This window comes from Ruegeria sp. D6 (assembly GCF_056534365.1).
Window position 1 is genome coordinate 198,959 of the sequence record NZ_JBQFPH010000005.1, and the last position, 17,484, is coordinate 216,442.

18 protein-coding genes are annotated in these 17,484 nt (G+C 58.3%); 8 read left to right on the forward strand and 10 right to left on the reverse strand.

All coding sequences use genetic code 11. The features are described 5' to 3' along the window. Nucleotides 1-2: 2 nt before the first annotated feature. The 3 genes from ACR0A1_RS16995 to ACR0A1_RS17005 are packed head-to-tail and all read left to right on the forward strand — an operon-like array spanning nucleotide 3 to nucleotide 2,833. Nucleotides 3-617: a glutathione S-transferase family protein gene (locus ACR0A1_RS16995; RefSeq protein ID WP_170514968.1), complete on the forward strand. Its 615-nt coding sequence runs from the start codon at nucleotides 3-5 to the stop codon at nucleotides 615-617. A gap of 14 nt (nucleotides 618-631) precedes the next feature. Then, complete coding sequence (locus ACR0A1_RS17000) at nucleotides 632-1,687, forward strand: saccharopine dehydrogenase (RefSeq protein ID WP_170613289.1); 1,056 nt, start codon at nucleotides 632-634, stop codon at nucleotides 1,685-1,687. A gap of 3 nt (nucleotides 1,688-1,690) precedes the next feature. Continuing rightward, nucleotides 1,691-2,833: a saccharopine dehydrogenase family protein gene (locus tag ACR0A1_RS17005; RefSeq protein WP_480868490.1), complete on the forward strand. Its 1,143-nt coding sequence runs from the start codon at nucleotides 1,691-1,693 to the stop codon at nucleotides 2,831-2,833. Between the two features lie 66 nt (nucleotides 2,834-2,899). Here ACR0A1_RS17005 and ACR0A1_RS17010 read toward each other — a convergent pair whose 3' ends face one another. The 4 genes from ACR0A1_RS17010 to ACR0A1_RS17025 form a co-directional block, all read right to left on the reverse strand. Then, a complete protein-coding gene (locus ACR0A1_RS17010; RefSeq protein WP_223117180.1) occupies nucleotides 2,900-3,100 on the reverse strand; it encodes a DUF1127 domain-containing protein in 201 nt (66 codons plus the stop codon). 57 nt (nucleotides 3,101-3,157) lie between these two features. Then, nucleotides 3,158-3,394 carry a DUF1127 domain-containing protein gene (locus tag ACR0A1_RS17015; RefSeq protein WP_170394595.1) on the reverse strand — a complete coding sequence of 79 codons (237 nt, stop codon included), beginning with the start codon at nucleotides 3,392-3,394 and terminating at the stop codon, nucleotides 3,158-3,160. Between the two features lie 130 nt (nucleotides 3,395-3,524). Continuing rightward, nucleotides 3,525-3,842: a DUF3775 domain-containing protein gene (locus ACR0A1_RS17020; RefSeq protein ID WP_170408475.1), complete on the reverse strand. Its 318-nt coding sequence runs from the start codon at nucleotides 3,840-3,842 to the stop codon at nucleotides 3,525-3,527. 87 nt (nucleotides 3,843-3,929) lie between these two features. After that, nucleotides 3,930-4,700, reverse strand: a complete 771-nt coding sequence (locus ACR0A1_RS17025; protein ID WP_480868493.1) for a DUF1365 domain-containing protein — start codon at nucleotides 4,698-4,700, stop codon at nucleotides 3,930-3,932. 147 nt (nucleotides 4,701-4,847) lie between these two features. Between ACR0A1_RS17025 and ACR0A1_RS17030 the strand changes: the two genes are divergently transcribed. From ACR0A1_RS17030 to ACR0A1_RS17040, 3 genes are read left to right on the forward strand one after another with little or no spacing between them, the layout of a single operon-like run. Further along, the gene (locus tag ACR0A1_RS17030; protein ID WP_170598454.1) at nucleotides 4,848-5,504 is read left to right on the forward strand and encodes a sigma-70 family RNA polymerase sigma factor; all 657 of its coding nucleotides are present in this window, start codon (nucleotides 4,848-4,850) and stop codon (nucleotides 5,502-5,504) included. A 10-nt stretch (nucleotides 5,505-5,514) separates the two neighbouring features. After that, entirely contained in the window at nucleotides 5,515-6,165 is a 651-nt protein-coding gene (locus ACR0A1_RS17035; protein ID WP_170426202.1) for a ChrR family anti-sigma-E factor, read from the forward strand. A gap of 49 nt (nucleotides 6,166-6,214) precedes the next feature. After that, nucleotides 6,215-6,619 carry a hypothetical protein gene (locus ACR0A1_RS17040; RefSeq protein WP_480436536.1) on the forward strand — a complete coding sequence of 135 codons (405 nt, stop codon included), beginning with the start codon at nucleotides 6,215-6,217 and terminating at the stop codon, nucleotides 6,617-6,619. A 3-nt stretch (nucleotides 6,620-6,622) separates the two neighbouring features. Here ACR0A1_RS17040 and ACR0A1_RS17045 read toward each other — a convergent pair whose 3' ends face one another. The 6 genes from ACR0A1_RS17045 to ACR0A1_RS17070 all read right to left on the reverse strand — a co-directional run bounded on the left by ACR0A1_RS17045 (nucleotide 6,623) and on the right by ACR0A1_RS17070 (nucleotide 13,933). Beyond that, on the reverse strand, nucleotides 6,623-7,852 hold the full coding sequence (locus ACR0A1_RS17045; protein ID WP_480868495.1) for a DNA recombination protein RmuC: 1,230 nt from the start codon (nucleotides 7,850-7,852) through the stop codon (nucleotides 6,623-6,625). A gap of 52 nt (nucleotides 7,853-7,904) precedes the next feature. Beyond that, a complete protein-coding gene (gene mutL / locus ACR0A1_RS17050; protein WP_170394611.1) occupies nucleotides 7,905-9,755 on the reverse strand; it encodes a DNA mismatch repair endonuclease MutL in 1,851 nt (616 codons plus the stop codon). Nucleotides 9,756-10,038: 283 nt separating this feature from the next. Then, entirely contained in the window at nucleotides 10,039-10,968 is a 930-nt protein-coding gene (locus tag ACR0A1_RS17055) for a metal ABC transporter permease (RefSeq protein ID WP_170426196.1), read from the reverse strand. Beyond that, a complete protein-coding gene (locus tag ACR0A1_RS17060) occupies nucleotides 10,965-12,170 on the reverse strand; it encodes a metal ABC transporter permease (RefSeq protein ID WP_480561980.1) in 1,206 nt (401 codons plus the stop codon). The genes ACR0A1_RS17055 and ACR0A1_RS17060 overlap by 4 nt, the downstream gene beginning before the upstream one ends. 2 nt (nucleotides 12,171-12,172) lie before the next feature. Continuing rightward, entirely contained in the window at nucleotides 12,173-12,976 is an 804-nt protein-coding gene (locus ACR0A1_RS17065; protein WP_170819216.1) for a metal ABC transporter ATP-binding protein, read from the reverse strand. A 3-nt stretch (nucleotides 12,977-12,979) separates the two neighbouring features. Continuing rightward, nucleotides 12,980-13,933, reverse strand: a complete 954-nt coding sequence (locus tag ACR0A1_RS17070; protein ID WP_480868497.1) for a metal ABC transporter solute-binding protein, Zn/Mn family — start codon at nucleotides 13,931-13,933, stop codon at nucleotides 12,980-12,982. Nucleotides 13,934-14,132: 199 nt separating this feature from the next. On the opposite strand from ACR0A1_RS17070, the gene deoC reads away from it, so the two are divergent. Beyond that, nucleotides 14,133-15,131 (forward strand): deoxyribose-phosphate aldolase, encoded by a 999-nt coding sequence (gene deoC, locus ACR0A1_RS17075; protein ID WP_170394626.1) that lies wholly within the window; start codon nucleotides 14,133-14,135, stop codon nucleotides 15,129-15,131. A gap of 11 nt (nucleotides 15,132-15,142) precedes the next feature. After that, entirely contained in the window at nucleotides 15,143-17,476 is a 2,334-nt protein-coding gene (locus tag ACR0A1_RS17080) for an aldehyde dehydrogenase family protein (protein WP_480868499.1), read from the forward strand. The last annotated feature ends 8 nt before the right edge of the window (nucleotides 17,477-17,484 follow it).

The following is a 17,484-nucleotide window of genomic DNA, read 5'->3' on the forward strand; positions in this document are numbered from 1 at the left end:
CAATGCAACTTTATTATGCCCCCCGCACAATCTCGGTCGCCGTGGCAATTGCGCTGGAAGAGGCCGGGCTTGAGTATGAGGCCATCCAACTGGACTTTGCCGGAGGTGAGCAAACCAAACCCGCCTATAAGCAGATCAATCCAAAAGGTCGGGTCCCGGCACTGGTTGTGGATGGCGGCATTCTGACCGAAACCGGAGCGTTGCTGGAATACACTGCCGCTAAAGCGCCCGAGGCGGGATTGGTGCCATCAGATCCGGTTATGGCGGCGCGGATGCGAGAGGTGATGTTTTATCTCGCCTCGACCATGCATGTGAACCATGCCCACAAGATGCGCGGGCCCCGTTGGGCAGACAAGAAATCCAGCTGGAAAGACATGAAGGACAAAGTCGCGCAAAACATGACTGAGTCCTGCGCATATATCTCGTCGAACGGGTTGCGTGGGCCGTTTGTTTTGGGCGAGGCGTTCTCGCTGGCCGACGCGTACCTGTACGTGGTTTGCAGCTGGCTGGAGGGCGACGGTGTTGACGTCTCGGCCTTTCCAAAGATCATCGCCTTCCGCGAAGCGATGGAGGCGCGTCCCTCGGTACAGGCGGTACGCACTGCCGGTATGCTCTGACAAAAGGAATTGGAATGACACATCTCTGGGTCCGGGCAGAACAGCGCCCGAACGAGGAACGGGTCGGGCTGACCCCCGAAGGCACTGCCGCGTTGATCGCGGCAGGCATCCGCGTGACGGTCGAGGAAAGTTCCGTCCGCGCCATCGCAATTGATGGCTACAAGGACGCGGGCTGTGAAATCGCGGCTGAGAATTCCTGGCCCAATGCCCCGCTGGACGCGATCATCTTTGGCCTCAAGGAGCTGCCCGAGGACGGCACGCCCCTGCCCCACCGCCATATCATGTTCGGCCATGCCTATAAGGGGCAACATTCAGGACGCGCGCTTTTGCAGCGGTTCAAGGCTGGCGGCGGCACACTTTATGATCTGGAGTATCTGGTCGAGGAAAACGGCCGCCGGGTTGCCGCTTTCGGCTATTGGGCTGGGTACGCGGGGGCTGCCGTGACGCTCAAGACATGGGCGGCCCAGCAACGAAATGAAGAATGCCCGCCGGTTGGTGTTTATAAGAACAAAGACACGTTGAACGCCGAATTGCTGGCCGAGCTGGACTCCACCGGCGCCGACCGTCCCCGCGCCATCGTCATCGGTGCGTTGGGCCGTGTTGGCACAGGCGCGGCTGATCTCTGCGAGGCAATGGGCGTCAGCGTTACCAAGTGGGACATGGCCGAAACCGCCCGCGGCGGACCATTCCCAGAAATCCTCGATCACGACCTGTTCCTGAACTGTATCTTCGCTCGTCCCGGCACACCGGTCTTTGTCCCAAGGTCAGCGCTGACCACCTCGCGGAACCTTACAGCTATCGGCGATGTGGCCTGCGACCCGGATAGCGATTACAACCCGGTGCCGGTCTATGACCGCGCGACTACATGGGATGCCCCCGCCTTGCGCGTGTCCACCGATCCGGTGATGGATGTTATGGCGATCGACAACCTGCCATCGATGCTGCCTGTCGAAAGCTCCGAGGACTACGCGGCGCAACTACTTCCGTCGTTGTTGACCCTCACCGATCTGGATAGCGGCGTCTGGGGCCGGGCAGAAGCAACTTACAAAACTCATATTGAAGGGATCTGAGCGATGACGATTCACTGGTGCGGCACCGGCCTGTCGGCCATCCCCGGCCTGCGCCGTCTTATTGAAGGCGGGCACAAAGTCACTGTCTGGAACCGGACCATTGAGAAGGCCAAGACAGAGGTCGGTGACCTCACCGACGACATCCGCGCCTTCGACATCGATGCATTGGGTGAGGTGCTGGGAAAAGGTGACGTCATCGTATCGATGCTGCCTGGTGACCGGCATGTACCTTTGGCAGAATTGGCAATCTCGAAAGAAGCCAACTTTGTCTCTTCCTCATATATCGCACCTGAGATGCGCGCGCTGGACGACAAGGCCCGCGAGGCCGGGGTTGCACTGGTTAACGAAGTTGGGTTGGACCCGGGCATCGACCATCTGATGGCGCACGCTCTGGTTGCCGATTACCGCGCCTCGGACGCGTTTGATCCGCAAAACCACCTGAGCTTTATCTCTTATTGCGGAGGCGTTCCCAAGAATCCCAACCCGTTCCGCTACAAATTCAGCTGGTCACCTCTGGGTGTGCTCAAAGCGCTGCGCTCTCCTTCCAAGTCAATCCGGGACTACGCGCCGCTGGATGTCGCCCGACCTTGGGACGCGATCACCAGCTACATCGCACCGCTGCCCACTCCGGAAAGCTTCGAAGTCTACCCGAACCGCGACTCGATCCCCTTCAAGGCCGAGTACCAGTTCGAGGATCACTGGCCGGTCAAGGAATTTGTCCGTGGCACCCTGCGCCTGAACGGCTGGGCTGAGGCGTGGTCGGATGTGTTCACCGAAATCGAAACGCTGTCCGGCACCGAAGGCGATGCGCGCTTGAAAGAGATGTCGGATCAGTTCTGGGCCGAGAACGCCTATGACGAGGGCGAGCCTGACCGCGTGGTTTTATGTGTGGGCCTGAAGGCGGAAAAGGACGGCGTCGAAGTTTGGCACAAAACCTATGTCATGGATGCCTGGGGCGACGCGCGCGGGACGGCGATGGCGCGGCTGGTTTCGATCCCGGTTTCACTGGCCGTCGAGGCCGTGCTGAACCGCGCTATTCCCGCAGGAGTTCACGCTGCACCCAGCGACCCGAAGCTAGTGCAGGACTGGATGCACGAGATCGACACGCTGGCACAGCACCTGCAGATCGTGGACCACACGGCCTAAATCACAAACAGCCGCTCCGGTATCTTCGGAGCGGCTGCGTTCTTAATGCGGCTTAACCCGCCATCGTCAGATGTATTGCGCAATCACCGCTTCGACATCACAGCGATTGATGCCCAGTTCTGACAGATCGGAATCAGAAAGCCGGTTCAGTTCCTGGGCGGCACAAACGATATCCGCCCTGATCGCGTGTATTCTCATCGCCCGGTCAAACAGCATCAATGCGCTTTTTGAAGGGGTTTGTTTCGGGATTGGGTTGGCATCCAGCATACTCGTTACCTCAGCAAAATTTAAAATGGACCGATTTCCGTTCAGCGCCGGAAAGGCTTAAACGCCGTTCAGATAGGGTATGTTCTGATAGACGTTCCGATATACGCGCCGCCTGATCTCACCACGCGGAATGCCGATATCGAAAAGCTGACGATCGCTGAGTTCTTCAAGCGCCCGGATCGTGTTCTTGTAGACCTTGCGGCGCTGCCATCCTGACTTTGGCACTGTTTGGTTCACAAGTTGGCCAAAAAGCAGATCCCGATGATCTGCTCCGGTTGCATTGACATGTGCCATGACGGTTCCTCCTAGATTCATCGCTGTGTTTGATGAACCTGATCAAAGAACTCGACATTAACCCCGACGGAAGGCCGCATTAATTTTGCTTCATAAGCTAGGATAAGCTGACCCGTCGCCAGATCACCGACTACATCAGATCGTTTTCAACGTCCTCGGCTGAAATTCCCAGCGCATCCAACCCGTTTTCCAGATGGTCCGACAGATGCGGTGTTCCGATCAGATAATCCGCGCAAGGCGTCGAGGCTTCGGACTTAGCCGTCGCGATCGCTTCGGCCAAATCCTCGGCAAAAAAGCTTTCTCGACCGATCCACATGACGGCTACCAGCTCTGCTTGCTCATCCTCACCCATACGGTCGATGAATGCGCGCAATTCGCCCTCGGCCCGGTCCAGTTCACGCCCCATCATGGCGACCTGGGCGATCTTTCTTGCCGAGATTTCCAACATCTGTCTCAACTCCTCGTGTTCGCGGTCCAGGCATTTCTGCACGATCCCGCAGGTGACCGTCTTTGATCTTGCGCAAAGCGGAGGGCTTTAGTGCCGCGACCGGGATACAGGCTGATCGGGAACCGGCGCGGTACGAAACGGGCTGAACCGCGCCCGTTTGAACCACAGCTTCACCGCCTGCCAGTGGATCAGAAACACCGCCCGACGCGCGCCGAACGGACGCCGCCAGAGAGACTGAAAAATGATCCGGTTGCTGTACGGCTGGCGCGGACCGGTCAGCGTGGCGATCAAACCGCCTCGGGCACGCCCATAATCGATCCAGACACCAACACGTTCGTCCTGATAGTCAAAGCGGAAGGTATAGGTGCCCTCGATCTTCTGAAACGGAGAGACATGCATCAGCTTGTCCGCAAGTATCCGATCGGTAGGTGCAATCGATGAAAGATCGGGTTTGTGGCAAAAGTAGCTATGGCGTGTGCCATAAGTGTTGGTCACCTCGGCCACCACAGCATAAAGCTGGTTATCTTTATCAAAACAGAACCAGAAACTGACCGGATTGAACACATGCCCTAACACACGGGGTTGTGTCAGCAAGGTCATCCTGTCCGGTTGTGGAATATCTTGCGCCTCAAAGCATTCACGCAGCCAGATCGCCCCGCGACCCTGACCAGGTTCACCCCCATGATCGCAATCTTGCCAGCTTGTCAGGTTCGCGCCATTGATCGAAAACAGGGATGGGGTCTTGGGGTGGGCCTCGGGGTCTAGCAAGATGTAATCGACGGAATAGCGAAACGCATTCTCGACCGCACCTTTGCGCCCGTGAAAGGTATGGCCCGCGATATAGTCAATTCTGTTCATAAAACAGATTTCCCGTCCTGCCCGCAAATCATTCAATTGACATGCATTTCCGCATATCTGGTATCTCACAATACGATATTCAGCCGGTTTTGGATGAAATTTATCCAACCGACTGATCCACCTTGGGTGTCCCCACGTATTGTGGTTATGTTTACCGAGACTGACACCGCGACATTGGACGAACCGACGGCAGAAGCTGCTGGAAGAATTGTTTGGCGCGGACCTAAGCGTTTTAAGGGCAACTCGGTGAACGGACAGAATAATACTTGTGGCGCCAGAAAGGATTGGGTGGAACACGTCCGTCGAATCCGAGACGCTCAGGATCAGGCGGCCTTCGCCGAACTGTTTCAGCATTTCGCGCCTCGTATCAAGGCGTTCCTGATCAAGTCCGGTTCGGATGCCGCCCTGGCTGAAGAATGCGCGCAGGAGGTCATGGCGACCTTGTGGCACAAGGCGCATCTGTTTGACCCGACAAGGGCAACGGTTGCGACCTGGGTGTTCACGATCGCAAGGAACAAGCGCATCGACGTATTGCGCAAGCAACGCCGCCCCGAACCCGAAGACCTCGGGTGGGGGCCGGAGGCGGAGCCGGAACAGGAAGTCGTTCTAGCGCTGCAACAGGAAACCGCGCAGCTGCGTGATGCCATGGCGGCATTACCTGAGGCGCAAAGACAGCTGATCGAGAAGGCCTACTTCGGAGATCTGAGCCATCGAGAAATCGCATCTCAGACCGGGTTGCCCTTGGGAACGATCAAATCACGGATACGGCTGGCGCTGGACCGCTTGCGCCACGCGATGAATTGAGATGACGAGCATGAAAAACGAGATTAAACATCACCTGACAGACGACCTGCTGATGGCCTATGCCGCAGGCAATCTGCCCGAAGCGTTTGACCTGATGGTCGCAACGCATCTGTCTCTGTGCGACCACTGCCGCGCCCGCGCTGAAAGCTTTGACGCAGTTGGCGGATGCGTTTTGCAGGAACAAGATGCGTCAGCAAGCATGAGTGACGGCTCACTGGCGGCAACAATGGCATTGATTGCTCAGGGCGCACCAAAGGTGAAACCCGCGCACCCGTCTTGTGCAGTTCTTCCGACACCGCTGCAGGACTATGTCGGCGGCGACGTGAACGCGATCAAATGGAAGCCCGTCGGCATGGGTGTCAAACAGGCAATCCTGCCCACGACCAGCGAAGCCACCGCACGGTTGTTGTTTATCCCCGCCGGGGCAGCAGTGCCGGATCACAGCCATAATGGCATAGAACTGACGATGGTCCTGCAGGGTGCATTCTCTGACGAGATCGACCGCTTCGACCGCGGCGATGTCGAAATCGCTGACCAGTCTATCCATCATACCCCCACGGCAGATATCTCTGAAGACTGCATTTGCCTGGCCGTCACTGATGCTCCACTGAAGTTCAGCAAGCTGATGCCACGCCTGTTCCAGCCATTCCTTCGAATCTGACCCGTCGTGGTAGGGTTGTTTATCGACGCTAACTAAATCGGGGTTTTAAATGTTCTTAAGGATGGCAGTCACAGCGCTTTTGCTGACTTTTGGAGCCAGCGTTTCCGCACAGATGTCCGCAGACGTTAAATTCCAACCGGGCAATTTCGGCACGATGGTGAATGGGACTGTCACCGGCGACGAATATTTCGACTATAAACTGGGCGCCAAAGCGGGACAGGAGATGTTCGCCGACCTTAAGGTCAGTGACACCAATGGCAACGGCGTGATCTACTTTAACATCTTGCCGCCGGATAGCGACGGCGTCGCAATTTACAACGGCTCAATCGATGGAAATACCGCCCGGATCGAGCTTCCCGATGATGGCGACTACACCATACGTGTTTATCTGATGGGTAACGATCGCGACACAGGCAAGACGGTTGGTTACAATTTGGACCTGTCGATCCAATAACGCTTACCCTTCGGTTTTGCCCAGCGGCACGACGTTTGTTTGGTCATCCGGCGCAAGCTCTTCGAAATCGAAATTGTCCAACCGTTGCGCCCGGCGACCCGCCTTTTCCGCGCTGATCTTGATTTCCGAGATATCCTTTGCAGCCTGCCCGAAATGACGGTCGAGGTTCGACACCCGGTCGCCTAAACGTTCCACATCCTTATGCAGCAGCCCCAATTCCTTGCGGATCGCACCGGCCTGTTCGCGCATACGCGCATCTTTAAGGATCGCCCGCATGGTGTTCAGCGTCGCCATGCAAGTTGTGGGTGAAACGATCCAAACGCGTTTCGAGAAACTCTCTTGCACCAATTCAGGGAACTTGGTGTGCAGCTCGGCATAGACTGCCTCAGAGGGTAGAAACATCAGCGCACCATCTGCAGTTTCACCGTCCAGAATGTACTTCTCGGCAATATCGTTGATGTGCTTGCGCACGGTACTGCGGAACATCTGTACCGCTGCTTTCAGCTCCATGTCGTTGGTCGATCCGATCAGCGCCTCATAGGCTTCCAGCGGGAACTTACTGTCGATCACGATCGGTCCGGGAGGGTTCGGCAGGTTGATCAGGCAATCGGCGCGCCGTCCGTTCGATAACGTGGCCTGCAGCTGAAAACTATCTGATGGCAGCGCCTTTGAAACGATATCGTTCAGCTGGATTTCCCCGAATGCCCCGCGCGTCTGCTTGTTCGACAGAATATCCTGCAATGACAGCACGTCGCCTGAAAGCTTGGTGATATTGTCCTGCGCCTTGTCGATGGCTGCCAGACGTTCCTGCAATTGCGTCAGCGAGGTCGCCGTCTGTTTCGACGAACCATGCAGCGATTCCTTCATCCGCTCCTGCATCTCAGCCAGAGCGCGCGCCGATTTCATCGCGTTATCGGCCAGCCGGTCATTCATCTGCTGTTGCACCGATGACAGGCGGGATTCAACGGTCTGGATCACCTGCACCTGCGCGTTGGCTTGCGTGTCCGAGACATGCTGTAGGCCACCCCGCAGTTGTTCCTGCCCCTGGCCCAGTTGCTGCACATGCTGCCCAAGGTGCGCCATCTGCCGGGCCAGCGGCTCCGCCATCCGAGCTGAACGCTGTGACGCTCGAAGTGACAGAAACAGAAGCAGCAGAATCAACACCACCACCCCGCCTACAATCAGGATGATAGGGTCATTCAATGCATATTGGGTGCCAGCAATCTCGATCATATCGCCTCAGATGTTCTTGTTTTATTCTTCATAGCCCGAGCGGGCCAGCGGATCAACTGCGGCCGAACAGGCGTTCGATATCGCTCAGCTTCAGTTCCACATAAGTTGGCCGCCCGTGGTTGCACTGCCCGGAATGGGGCGTCGCCTCCATCTCACGCAGCAGGGCATTCATCTCTTCGGCCCGCATCCGACGGCCAGACCGAACCGAGCCATGGCAGGCCACGCGGCTCAGGATCGCCTCGATCCGCGCTTGCACCATCTGGCTTTCGCCCTGATCGGAGAGCTCATCAAGGATATCGAGGATCATCGCGCGGGCATCGACCTCGCCAAGAATGGCCGGAGTTTCGCGCACGGCGATTGCTCCGCCACCAAAGGATTCGATGGTCAATCCAAAGCGCGACAGGTCCTCTGCAACGGCCATCAGACGTGCGCAGTCACCGTCTGTCAGTTCGACGATTTCGGGGATCAACAACGCTTGTGCGGCAACGCCATTTTCGGCCATCTGAGCCTTGAGCTTTTCGTACACCAGCCGTTCATGTGCGGCGTGTTGATCCACGATCACCATGCCGTCTGCCGTTTGGGCGATGATGTAATTCTCGTGCACCTGCCCGCGCGCCGCCCCCAAGGGCAGGTCTTGCGGCTCATCCTCCGGTGCAGTTTCGGGCACCGGTTCCACGATGCGTCCACTATAGTCCTGAGACAGTTCCGCAAAACCCGGAGATTGCGCCCGATAGGCCGCCTGACGCGCCGCGGGTGACGGGCGATCCATTTGATACACCCGCGCCGGGGTTGCGGGTGCGGGCTCGGGCCGCATCGCACCCAAGGTTGCGTTGGCCACGGTCGAAGATGCCCGGTGCCCGGCCTCGGCCAACGCGTGACGCAGGCTGGACACGATCAAGCCACGCGCGAGGCCGGGGTCGCGGAACCGAACCTCGGATTTTGCCGGATGTACATTCACATCCACCAGCGTCGGATCGCAATCTATGAACAGCGCCGCCGCCGGATGCCGGTCGCGGCTGAGGAAATCGAAATAGGCCGCTCGCAGCGCACCGGTCAGCATCTTGTCCCGTACGGGTCGCCCATTGACGAACAGATACTGCGCCACTGCAGCCCCGCGCGAATAGGTCGGCAGCGCGGCATAGCCATAAAGCCTGAGCCCTTCGCGTGTGGCATCGATCTGCAAAGCGTTCTCGGCGAACTCACGGCCAAGAACGCGCGCCAATCGGGCATGCAGCGCATCAAACAGATCGCCATTCTCGCGGTCGGCACGAAAGGTCACGCGGCCCTCTCCCCCACCCGAGACATCGCGCAGGGTGAACGCGACCGAAGGCTCGGCCATCGCCAAACGTTTCACAATGTCTGAAATCGCCTGCGCCTCGGCCCGGTCCGTGCGCATGAACTTCAGCCGTGCCGGGGTGGCGTAAAACAGGTCTCGCAACTCAACCACAGTCCCAGCGCGCAAGGCTGCTGGCTTCACTGCATCCATTTTGCCACCGGACACCTGGATCGAGGCCGCATCAGCACCCGAGACACGGCTGGTGATGGTCAAACGCCCGACCGCCCCCAGCGAGGGCAGTGCTTCACCGCGAAATCCAAATGTGTGGATATTCAACAGATCTGACCCGTCGATCTTCGATGTCGCATGGCGCGACAGCGCCAGAGGCAAATCCCCCGCTGCGATCCCACACCCATCATCGGTGACACGAATCAGGGTCTTGCCGCCATCCGCGACCTCAATAGCGATGCGTGTGGCCCCGGCATCGATGGCGTTTTCGACCAGTTCCTTGACGGCAGAAGCAGGCCGTTCCACGACTTCACCCGCTGCAATCCGGTTGATCGCTGCGTCATCAAGCTGGCGGATTACCGGACGATCGTCGCTGATATTGGGGTTCGCATACACCATACCGCTAGACCTAGCATAGGCGCACGCGATTCGACCACTGGTTTGAATTGTGAAGAGCGGGCTTTAAACGAGGTATCCGGCCAGTTTGACCGCGCCGTTAAGGGGGTAGCGACTAAGGTCAGAACTGGCCGGATATACCAGAGTGAGTGGTGGTCTTGTGGTTTCCAATTGAAAGTTTGGTATCACCGAAAATGGAATAAATCTTGTTAAGAATTCGTGATTGTTTCCACTTGGCGAAGTTCAGCCGAAACTGCGTGATAGGCGTTGGCGTGAATACGCCAAGTCAAGCCTGACTGGGCGCTCCGCTGCGGGTTCGGCATGGGCCAAAAGCAGCGGTCAGCGCCAGAATCAGGCCTGATATCGTGGCGATCATTCCAGCGGCGCTGACAGCATCCGCAGCCCCCAACCACAATGGGCCATAGCCCGCTAAAACATAACCGGACACGGCGGAAAGGGTTGCGAACAGGACACTCCAGACGATCTGGACTTCCAACCGGTTGGTCATCATCCGTGCCGCTGCTGGCGGGCAGATGAACATTGCAATCACGATGATCGACCCCACTGCATCAAATGCCGCGACAGCAGCAATCGCAGCTATGATCACCAGCGCCATCCCTAACGCGCCAGTGCGGATACCAATTGTGCGCGCAAAGCCTTCATCGAAGGTTGATATCTTGAGCGGTCGCCAGAACAACCACGTGAACAGCAAGACCCCCGTCAGTGTCAGCGCAATGCGCGGCAATTCAGGTGGCAACCCTGCCAATGCCTGTAGATCCAGCAGCGATGACCAGTCCGTTGCATCCAGCCAGATCAAGCTTTCCAGATTGCCGTAAAGCGCATGTTCAACGTCCAAATGGACGGTCGAAGTGTCAGTCTGCTCAAGCAGTAGGACACCACCGGCGAACATGGTCGTGAATACGACACCCATCGCTGCCCCCGGCTCGATCTGACCCAATCGCCGGATCGCTTCGATCATAACCACGGCGACCACAGCAGCCCCTGCTGCGCCAAGCATCATCGGCCATGTTGAAATTGCGCCTGTCAGCAGAAACGCGACGACAATACCGGGCAACACCACATGGCTGATCGCGTCGCCAATCAGCGCCTGTTTGCGCAGCACCAGAAAGTTGCCGGGCAGAGCGCATGCGATGGCCGCGAATGTCCCAATCAACAAAGGCGTCAGCGACAGGGGTACGAACTCTTCTCCGCTCATGGCGTGACCTCCTGCGGGCCGCCGATACGACGATCAATCTCGGCGATCTGATCGCGAGTCAGCACGGTCTCGATATCGCGCAGCCCATCGTACAGCGCCGCAGTGGCCTCATGCGCCTGATCCGCGCGGACGATCTCCCACCGCTTTTCGTCTCGTAGGGCCTTGGCCGCACGCGCCCTCCCTTCCTCTGTTGCAACTCCATCGGCGCGCACAAGGCCGGTGCGGCGTAACAGGCGAATGGTTAGGGGTTCATAGATTTGCTGCCCCTGCGCCAGTGCCAGCAGTCCCTGCCGAATGTGCACTCGACGCTGGAACCGAAGGTGGCTGAGAATAGCTGCCAACACGCCCCGAACCGGCGCGAACAGGAGCGACAGGGCAAAGAACCCAAAACTGACCAGAACGATGATCGGTCCGGTCGGCAGGTTCGGAGCCGAGGCCGAAATACCTGCCCCCAGAAACCCTGCAAGACCTCCGGCCAAACCGGCCAGGACGACCACGCGGTCGGATCGCTCCGTCCAGAACCGCGCTGTCACAGGCGGGATGATCAGCAGAGCAACAATCAGGATCAGACCAACGATCTTTAGCCCGACCACGGTCACCGCCATCACGAGCCCCATCATCGCCAGATCAATCCGATGCACGGGCAACCCGCGCGCAGCGGCATATTCAGGATCGAAGGCGACCATCGTCATCGGGCGGCGGATGATCATCACCAGTACCAACGTTGCCGCGCCACCGATCGCGATGACCAGAGCATCAGCCCATAGCATCCCAGCAGTAGAACCCAGCAAGAATCCTTCCAATCCTGCCTGGCGTCCAACCCCCATGGTTTGAATAACGGTCAGCAGTACGACACCAAAACCGAAGAACACCGATAACACTGCGCCGATCGCTGCATCTTCTGCCAAACGTGTGCGACTGGTCAGCCAGTTCATACAGAGCAAACCAACCCATGCGGATATTGCCGAACCTGCAAGCAGTCCGATCAAGTTACGCCCATCACCACCGAAAGCCACCAGCACCATGAAGGCAAGGCAAACGCCCGGTAGGGTCGCGTGGCTGATGGCATCGCTAACCAGCGCGCGTTTACGCAGGAATAAGAACGTGCCCGTCACACCTGCCGAAACGCCCAGTAATGTCGCACCAATAGCAACCAGCGTGGCGTTATAGCCAAGCTGTAAGGTCAAAGCCTCCCAAAGCATGACTACCCCAGCGCGCGCGAAATCTGATCGATTTGAGCCGTTGCGAGACGCCCGCCATAAGCGGCCTGCAGCGTTTCAGCGGTAAAGGCCTGCGCAACCGGACCTTCGGCCACTTTGCGGGTGTTGATCAGGAACACATGGTCGAAATAGTCGGTGACCGTGGCCAGATCGTGATGCACTACAACAACGGTCTTGCCAGCCTCTTTCAACGATTTCAGCACGGCGATGATCGCCTTTTCAGTCGCGGCGTCCACACCTGCAAAAGGTTCGTCCAACAAATACATGTCGGCATCCTGTGCCAATGCGCGCGCAAGAAAGACCCTCTGTTGCTGACCACCAGAAAGCTGCCCGATCTGACGGTCGGCAAATTCCCGCATACCGACACGGTGCAGACAGTCCATGGCACGGGCGGTATGGCGGGCACGAACCCGACCCAGCAGGCCCAATTGACGCGACAAGCCCATCAGCACCACATCAATCACGCGCGTCGGGAAATCCCAGTCCACGCTGGCGCGTTGCGGTACATAGGCGATGCGTGCCCGCTGGTCCTCGAGCGGCTGACCAAACACGGTCACCTGACCCGACAACGGAGACACGATCCCCAAAGCAGCCTTTAGCAAGGTTGATTTGCCAGCCCCATTTGGCCCGATAATCGCCGTCATGGCGCCGGGCTGCACCGTCATATCGACCGAGAAAACCGCTGGCTTCTGACCGTATGAGACTGTCAGACCACGAATGGCGAGAGGGCAAAGATCGATGTCCTGCCCGTCGACAGAAACGCCCTGAACTGTTGCGAGTTCAATCATGGTTTAAAACCCCGCCGACAGTTTGCCGTTCATGCCACGTTCGGGAACATCCGCGCCCAGCGCGCCGGCGATAACGGTAATGTTGTGATCAAGCATGCCGATATAAGTACCCTCATATGTGCCCGGCTCGCCCATCGCGTCGGAATACAGCTCTCCGCCGACACCCACTTTGTGACCTTCGGCCGAAGCACCCTCGATCAAGGCACGCATGGATCGATCTGAAACGGAACTCTCCACAAACACGGCGTTCAGCTGACGCTCTACCAGAGTTTCGACCAACTCACCGATCCGGTTCAACCCTGCCTCGGATTGGGTCGAGATGCCCTGAATACCCAGCACCTCATAGCCATATTCATCACCGAAATAGCCAAATGCATCATGCGCAGTCACCAACACTCGGTTGTTTTCGGGAACGGCCGCCAAAACCTGCTTGCCATAGGCGGCCAGCAGATCGATCTCAGCCAGAAAAACTTGTGCGTTGGCTGCGAACTCATCTGCCGCTTCGGGCCGGGCTTCGGTCAGAGCTTCCTGCACTTCGATCACGACATCGCGCCACAGAACCGGGCTCATCCAGACATGCGGGTCAAATTTGTCAGCGTAATCGTCATGGGCGCGCAGTTTCGATGTGTCGATGCCATCCGCCACGGCAATCACTGTCCGCTTGCGGCCCAGATCGTCAAAGAAACCTTCCATCTGAGCCTCTAGATAGAGGCCGTGCCACAGCACCAGATCAGCGCGGGTCATCGCAACAATATCGGTGCGGGTCTGGCGATAGGCGTGCGGGTCGACACCGGGTCCCATCAAGCCCTTCACGTCGACCTGTTCACCGCCGACCTGGCGCGCAGCGTCTGCAATCATGCCGGTGGTGGCGACGACTTTCAGCGGCGCTTGAGCGATTGCGGCGACGGGCCACACAAACACGAGAGCCAATGCCGTAAGTAGCGATCGACGAATCATTTCAGACTCCGAACGGTTATCCTGTTAAGTCAAAATATGAGAACCATTCGCAACTAAGTCAATGCAAATGCGAATTACTCGCAAGAAAACGACTATATTTGTCCATTTGGTCAAAAATTTGCCCCTTACGACGCTGGCACACCTTCCCTTTCGCTGCGACCCATGCGATTTTGACGCGAACCTCCAAAAGGACGGAATAATGGAAACGCAGAGCTCAGAAAGCACCGTGCGCACCCCGCATCTGCCGCAAGTGACCGAGCCCCGGAACCCAGGAATGGATCTGGATCTGGATTGGGTGCGGGCCGTGCAGGCCAACACTTCGGCCATCGAGCGCCGCGCAGCGACGCTGCCTGGTCGGCGGTCGGTGAAAAAAGAATACCAGGCCGCATGGCTGCTCAAAGCGATCACAATGATCGACCTGACCACTCTGTCGGGCGATGACACGGTTGGGCGGGTTCGTCGCCTGTGCGCAAAGGCTCGTCAACCTGTCGCGTCTTCAGTTCTGCAGGCGCTGGACATGCCGCCGATCACAACCGGAGCGGTGTGTGTCTACCATGACATGATCGAAACGGCTGTGGACGCATTGGAAGGCACTGGTATTCCGGTTGCGGCGGTATCCACTGGCTTCCCGGCCGGGCTCTCTCCGTTTCATCTGCGTGTGGCAGAGATCGAAGAAAGCGTGAAGGCCGGAGCCGAGGAGATCGACATCGTCATCTCGCGCCGTCATGTGCTGTCTGGCGACTGGCAGGCCCTGTATGATGAGATGAAGGCCTTCCGCGTCGCCTGCGGCGATGCACATGTCAAAGCCATTTTGGCGACCGGAGAGCTGGGCAGCCTGCGCAACGTCGCCCGTGCCTCGCTGGTGTGCATGATGGCAGGGGCAGACTTCATCAAGACCTCGACCGGCAAAGAAAGCGTCAACGCCACCTTGCCTGTGTCGTTGGTAATGATCCGAGCCATTCGCGACTATTATGACCGCACCGGCTATCGCGTAGGCTACAAGCCTGCGGGTGGGATTTCGAAAGCCAAGGATGCGCTGGTCTATCTGTCGCTGATCAAGGACGAGCTGGGCGACCGCTGGCTGGAACCTGATCTGTTCCGCTTTGGCGCCTCATCACTGCTGGGCGACATAGAGCGGCAGTTGGAACACTATGTTACCGGCGCTTATTCCGCCGGTTACCGTCACTCCATGGGCTGAGGACAAAAACAATGACAGTCAAAGAGATTTTCGAGACCATGGACTACGGCCCTGCCCCCGAAAGCGCAGCCGAGGCATTGGCCTGGCTGGTTGATCAGGGCGACAAGTTCGGCCACTACATCGATGGCGCATTCACCAAACCCGGCAAAGGGTTCGACAGCCGCAACCCAGCAACCGGAGAGGTGCTGGCCAAGCTGACACAAGCCAAACAGGCTGACGTAGACGCCGCCGTTTCTGCAGCGCGTAAAGCGCAACCGAAATGGGAGAAGCTGGGCGGTGCGGGTCGTGCGCGCTACCTCTACGCGATTGCGCGCCTGCTGCAGAAGCACTCGCGTTTGTTTGCTGTGCTCGAAAGCCTCGACAACGGTAAGCCGATCCGAGAATCCCGCGACATCGACATCCCCCTGGCACAGCGGCATTTCTACTATCACGCCGGCATGGCGCAGTTGATGGAAAGCGAATTGCCAGATGCCGAAGCACTGGGTGTTTGCGGCCAGATCATCCCGTGGAACTTCCCGCTGCTGATGCTGGCGTGGAAGATCGCGCCTGCAATCGCAATGGGCAACACGGTGGTTCTGAAGCCGGCCGAGTACACCTCGCTGACCGCGCTGCTGTTTGCCGACATCTGCATGCAGGCCGGGTTGCCGAAAGGCGTGGTCAACATCGTCACAGGTGATGGTGCCGTTGGTGAGATGATTGTGTCTTCGGACGTCGACAAAATCGCCTTTACCGGCTCGACCGTCGTGGGCCGTCGCATCCGTGAAGCGACCGCTGGCTCTGGCAAAGAACTGACGTTGGAACTGGGCGGCAAGTCCGCCTACATCGTCTTTGACGACGCCGATATTGATTCAGCGATCGAAGGCTTGGTCGACGCGATCTGGTTCAACCAGGGCCAGGTCTGCTGTGCGGGCTCGCGCCTTCTGGTGCAGGAGGGTATCGCTGATCGCTTCCACGACAAATTGCGTGCCCGGATGGACAATCTGCGTATTGGTGATCCGCTGGACAAGTGCATCGATGTGGGCGCGGTTGTGGACCCGGTTCAGTTGCAAACCATTAAAGGAATGGTCGAGAGCAACACTGCGGGTCACGTGCATCAGGCGGCCTGTGAGCTGCCCTCGAATGGCTGCTACTATCCACCAACGCTGATCTCTGGGCTCGAAACCTCCGATCCGCTGATGCAGGAAGAAATCTTTGGCCCGGTTCTGGTTTCTTCGACCTTCCGCACCCCGGAAGAAGCGGTCGAGTTGGCCAACAACACCCGCTACGGGCTGGCCGCGACTGTGTGGACCGAGAACGTGAACCTCGCGCTGGATATCGCGCCCAAGCTGGTTGCGGGCGTGGTCTGGGTGAACGCAACTAACCTGTTCGACGCTGCTGCCGGGTTCGGCGGTGTACGCGAAAGCGGCTTTGGCCGTGAAGGCGGTTGGGAAGGGCTGACGGCCTATACCAAGCCCAAAGCCAAGGCCAAACCGCTGACGAAGATTGAGGCGGCAATGGGCGAAGGCGCTCCAGTCGATCCTATTGACCGCACCGCCAAGATGTATGTCGGCGGTAAGCAGGCGCGACCCGATGGCGGCTATTCGAAACCCGTCTGGGGCAAATCCGGCCAACTTGGCCATGTGGGTCTGGCCAACCGCAAGGACGTACGCAACGCGGTTGAGGCTGCAGCGGGTGCAAAAGGCTGGTCCAAGACCACCGGCCATCTGCGGGCTCAAATCCTGTATTACATCGGTGAAAACCTCTCGGCACGTGCGGGCGAGTTCGCTGCTCGTATTGATGCGATGACCGGTAAGAAAGACGGCGCGAAAGAGGTTGAGGCCTCGATCCAGCGACTGTTCACCGCCGCCGCCTGGGCGGACAAGTATGATGGTCAAGTACATGGTGTTCCGATCCGGGGCGTCGCCATTGCCATGAAAGAGCCGGTTGGCGTGATCGGCGCCCTGTGTGCGGACGAAACACCCCTGTTGGGTCTAGTTTCGGCCATGGCGCCAGCGATTGCGATGGGCAACCGGGTGGTTCTGGCGGCAAGTGAGCCCTACCCGCTGGCAGCAACGGATTTTTGCCAGATCCTAGAAACCTCGGACGTCCCCGCCGGTGTGGTCAACATCCTGACCGGCAGCCACGCAGAGCTGGCAAAGCCGCTGGCCTCGCATCTGAACGTGGATGCGGTCTGGTCGTTCTCGTCCACCGATCTGTCTAAAGAGATCGAGATCGTCTCGGCCGGAAATCTGAAGCGGACTTGGGTCAATAACGCGACGGCATTTGACTGGAGCGTGGACCATTCGCGCCGCTTCCTGCAGGCTGCGACCGAAGTGAAAAACATCTGGGTGCCCTACGGAGAGTAAGGCCCCCG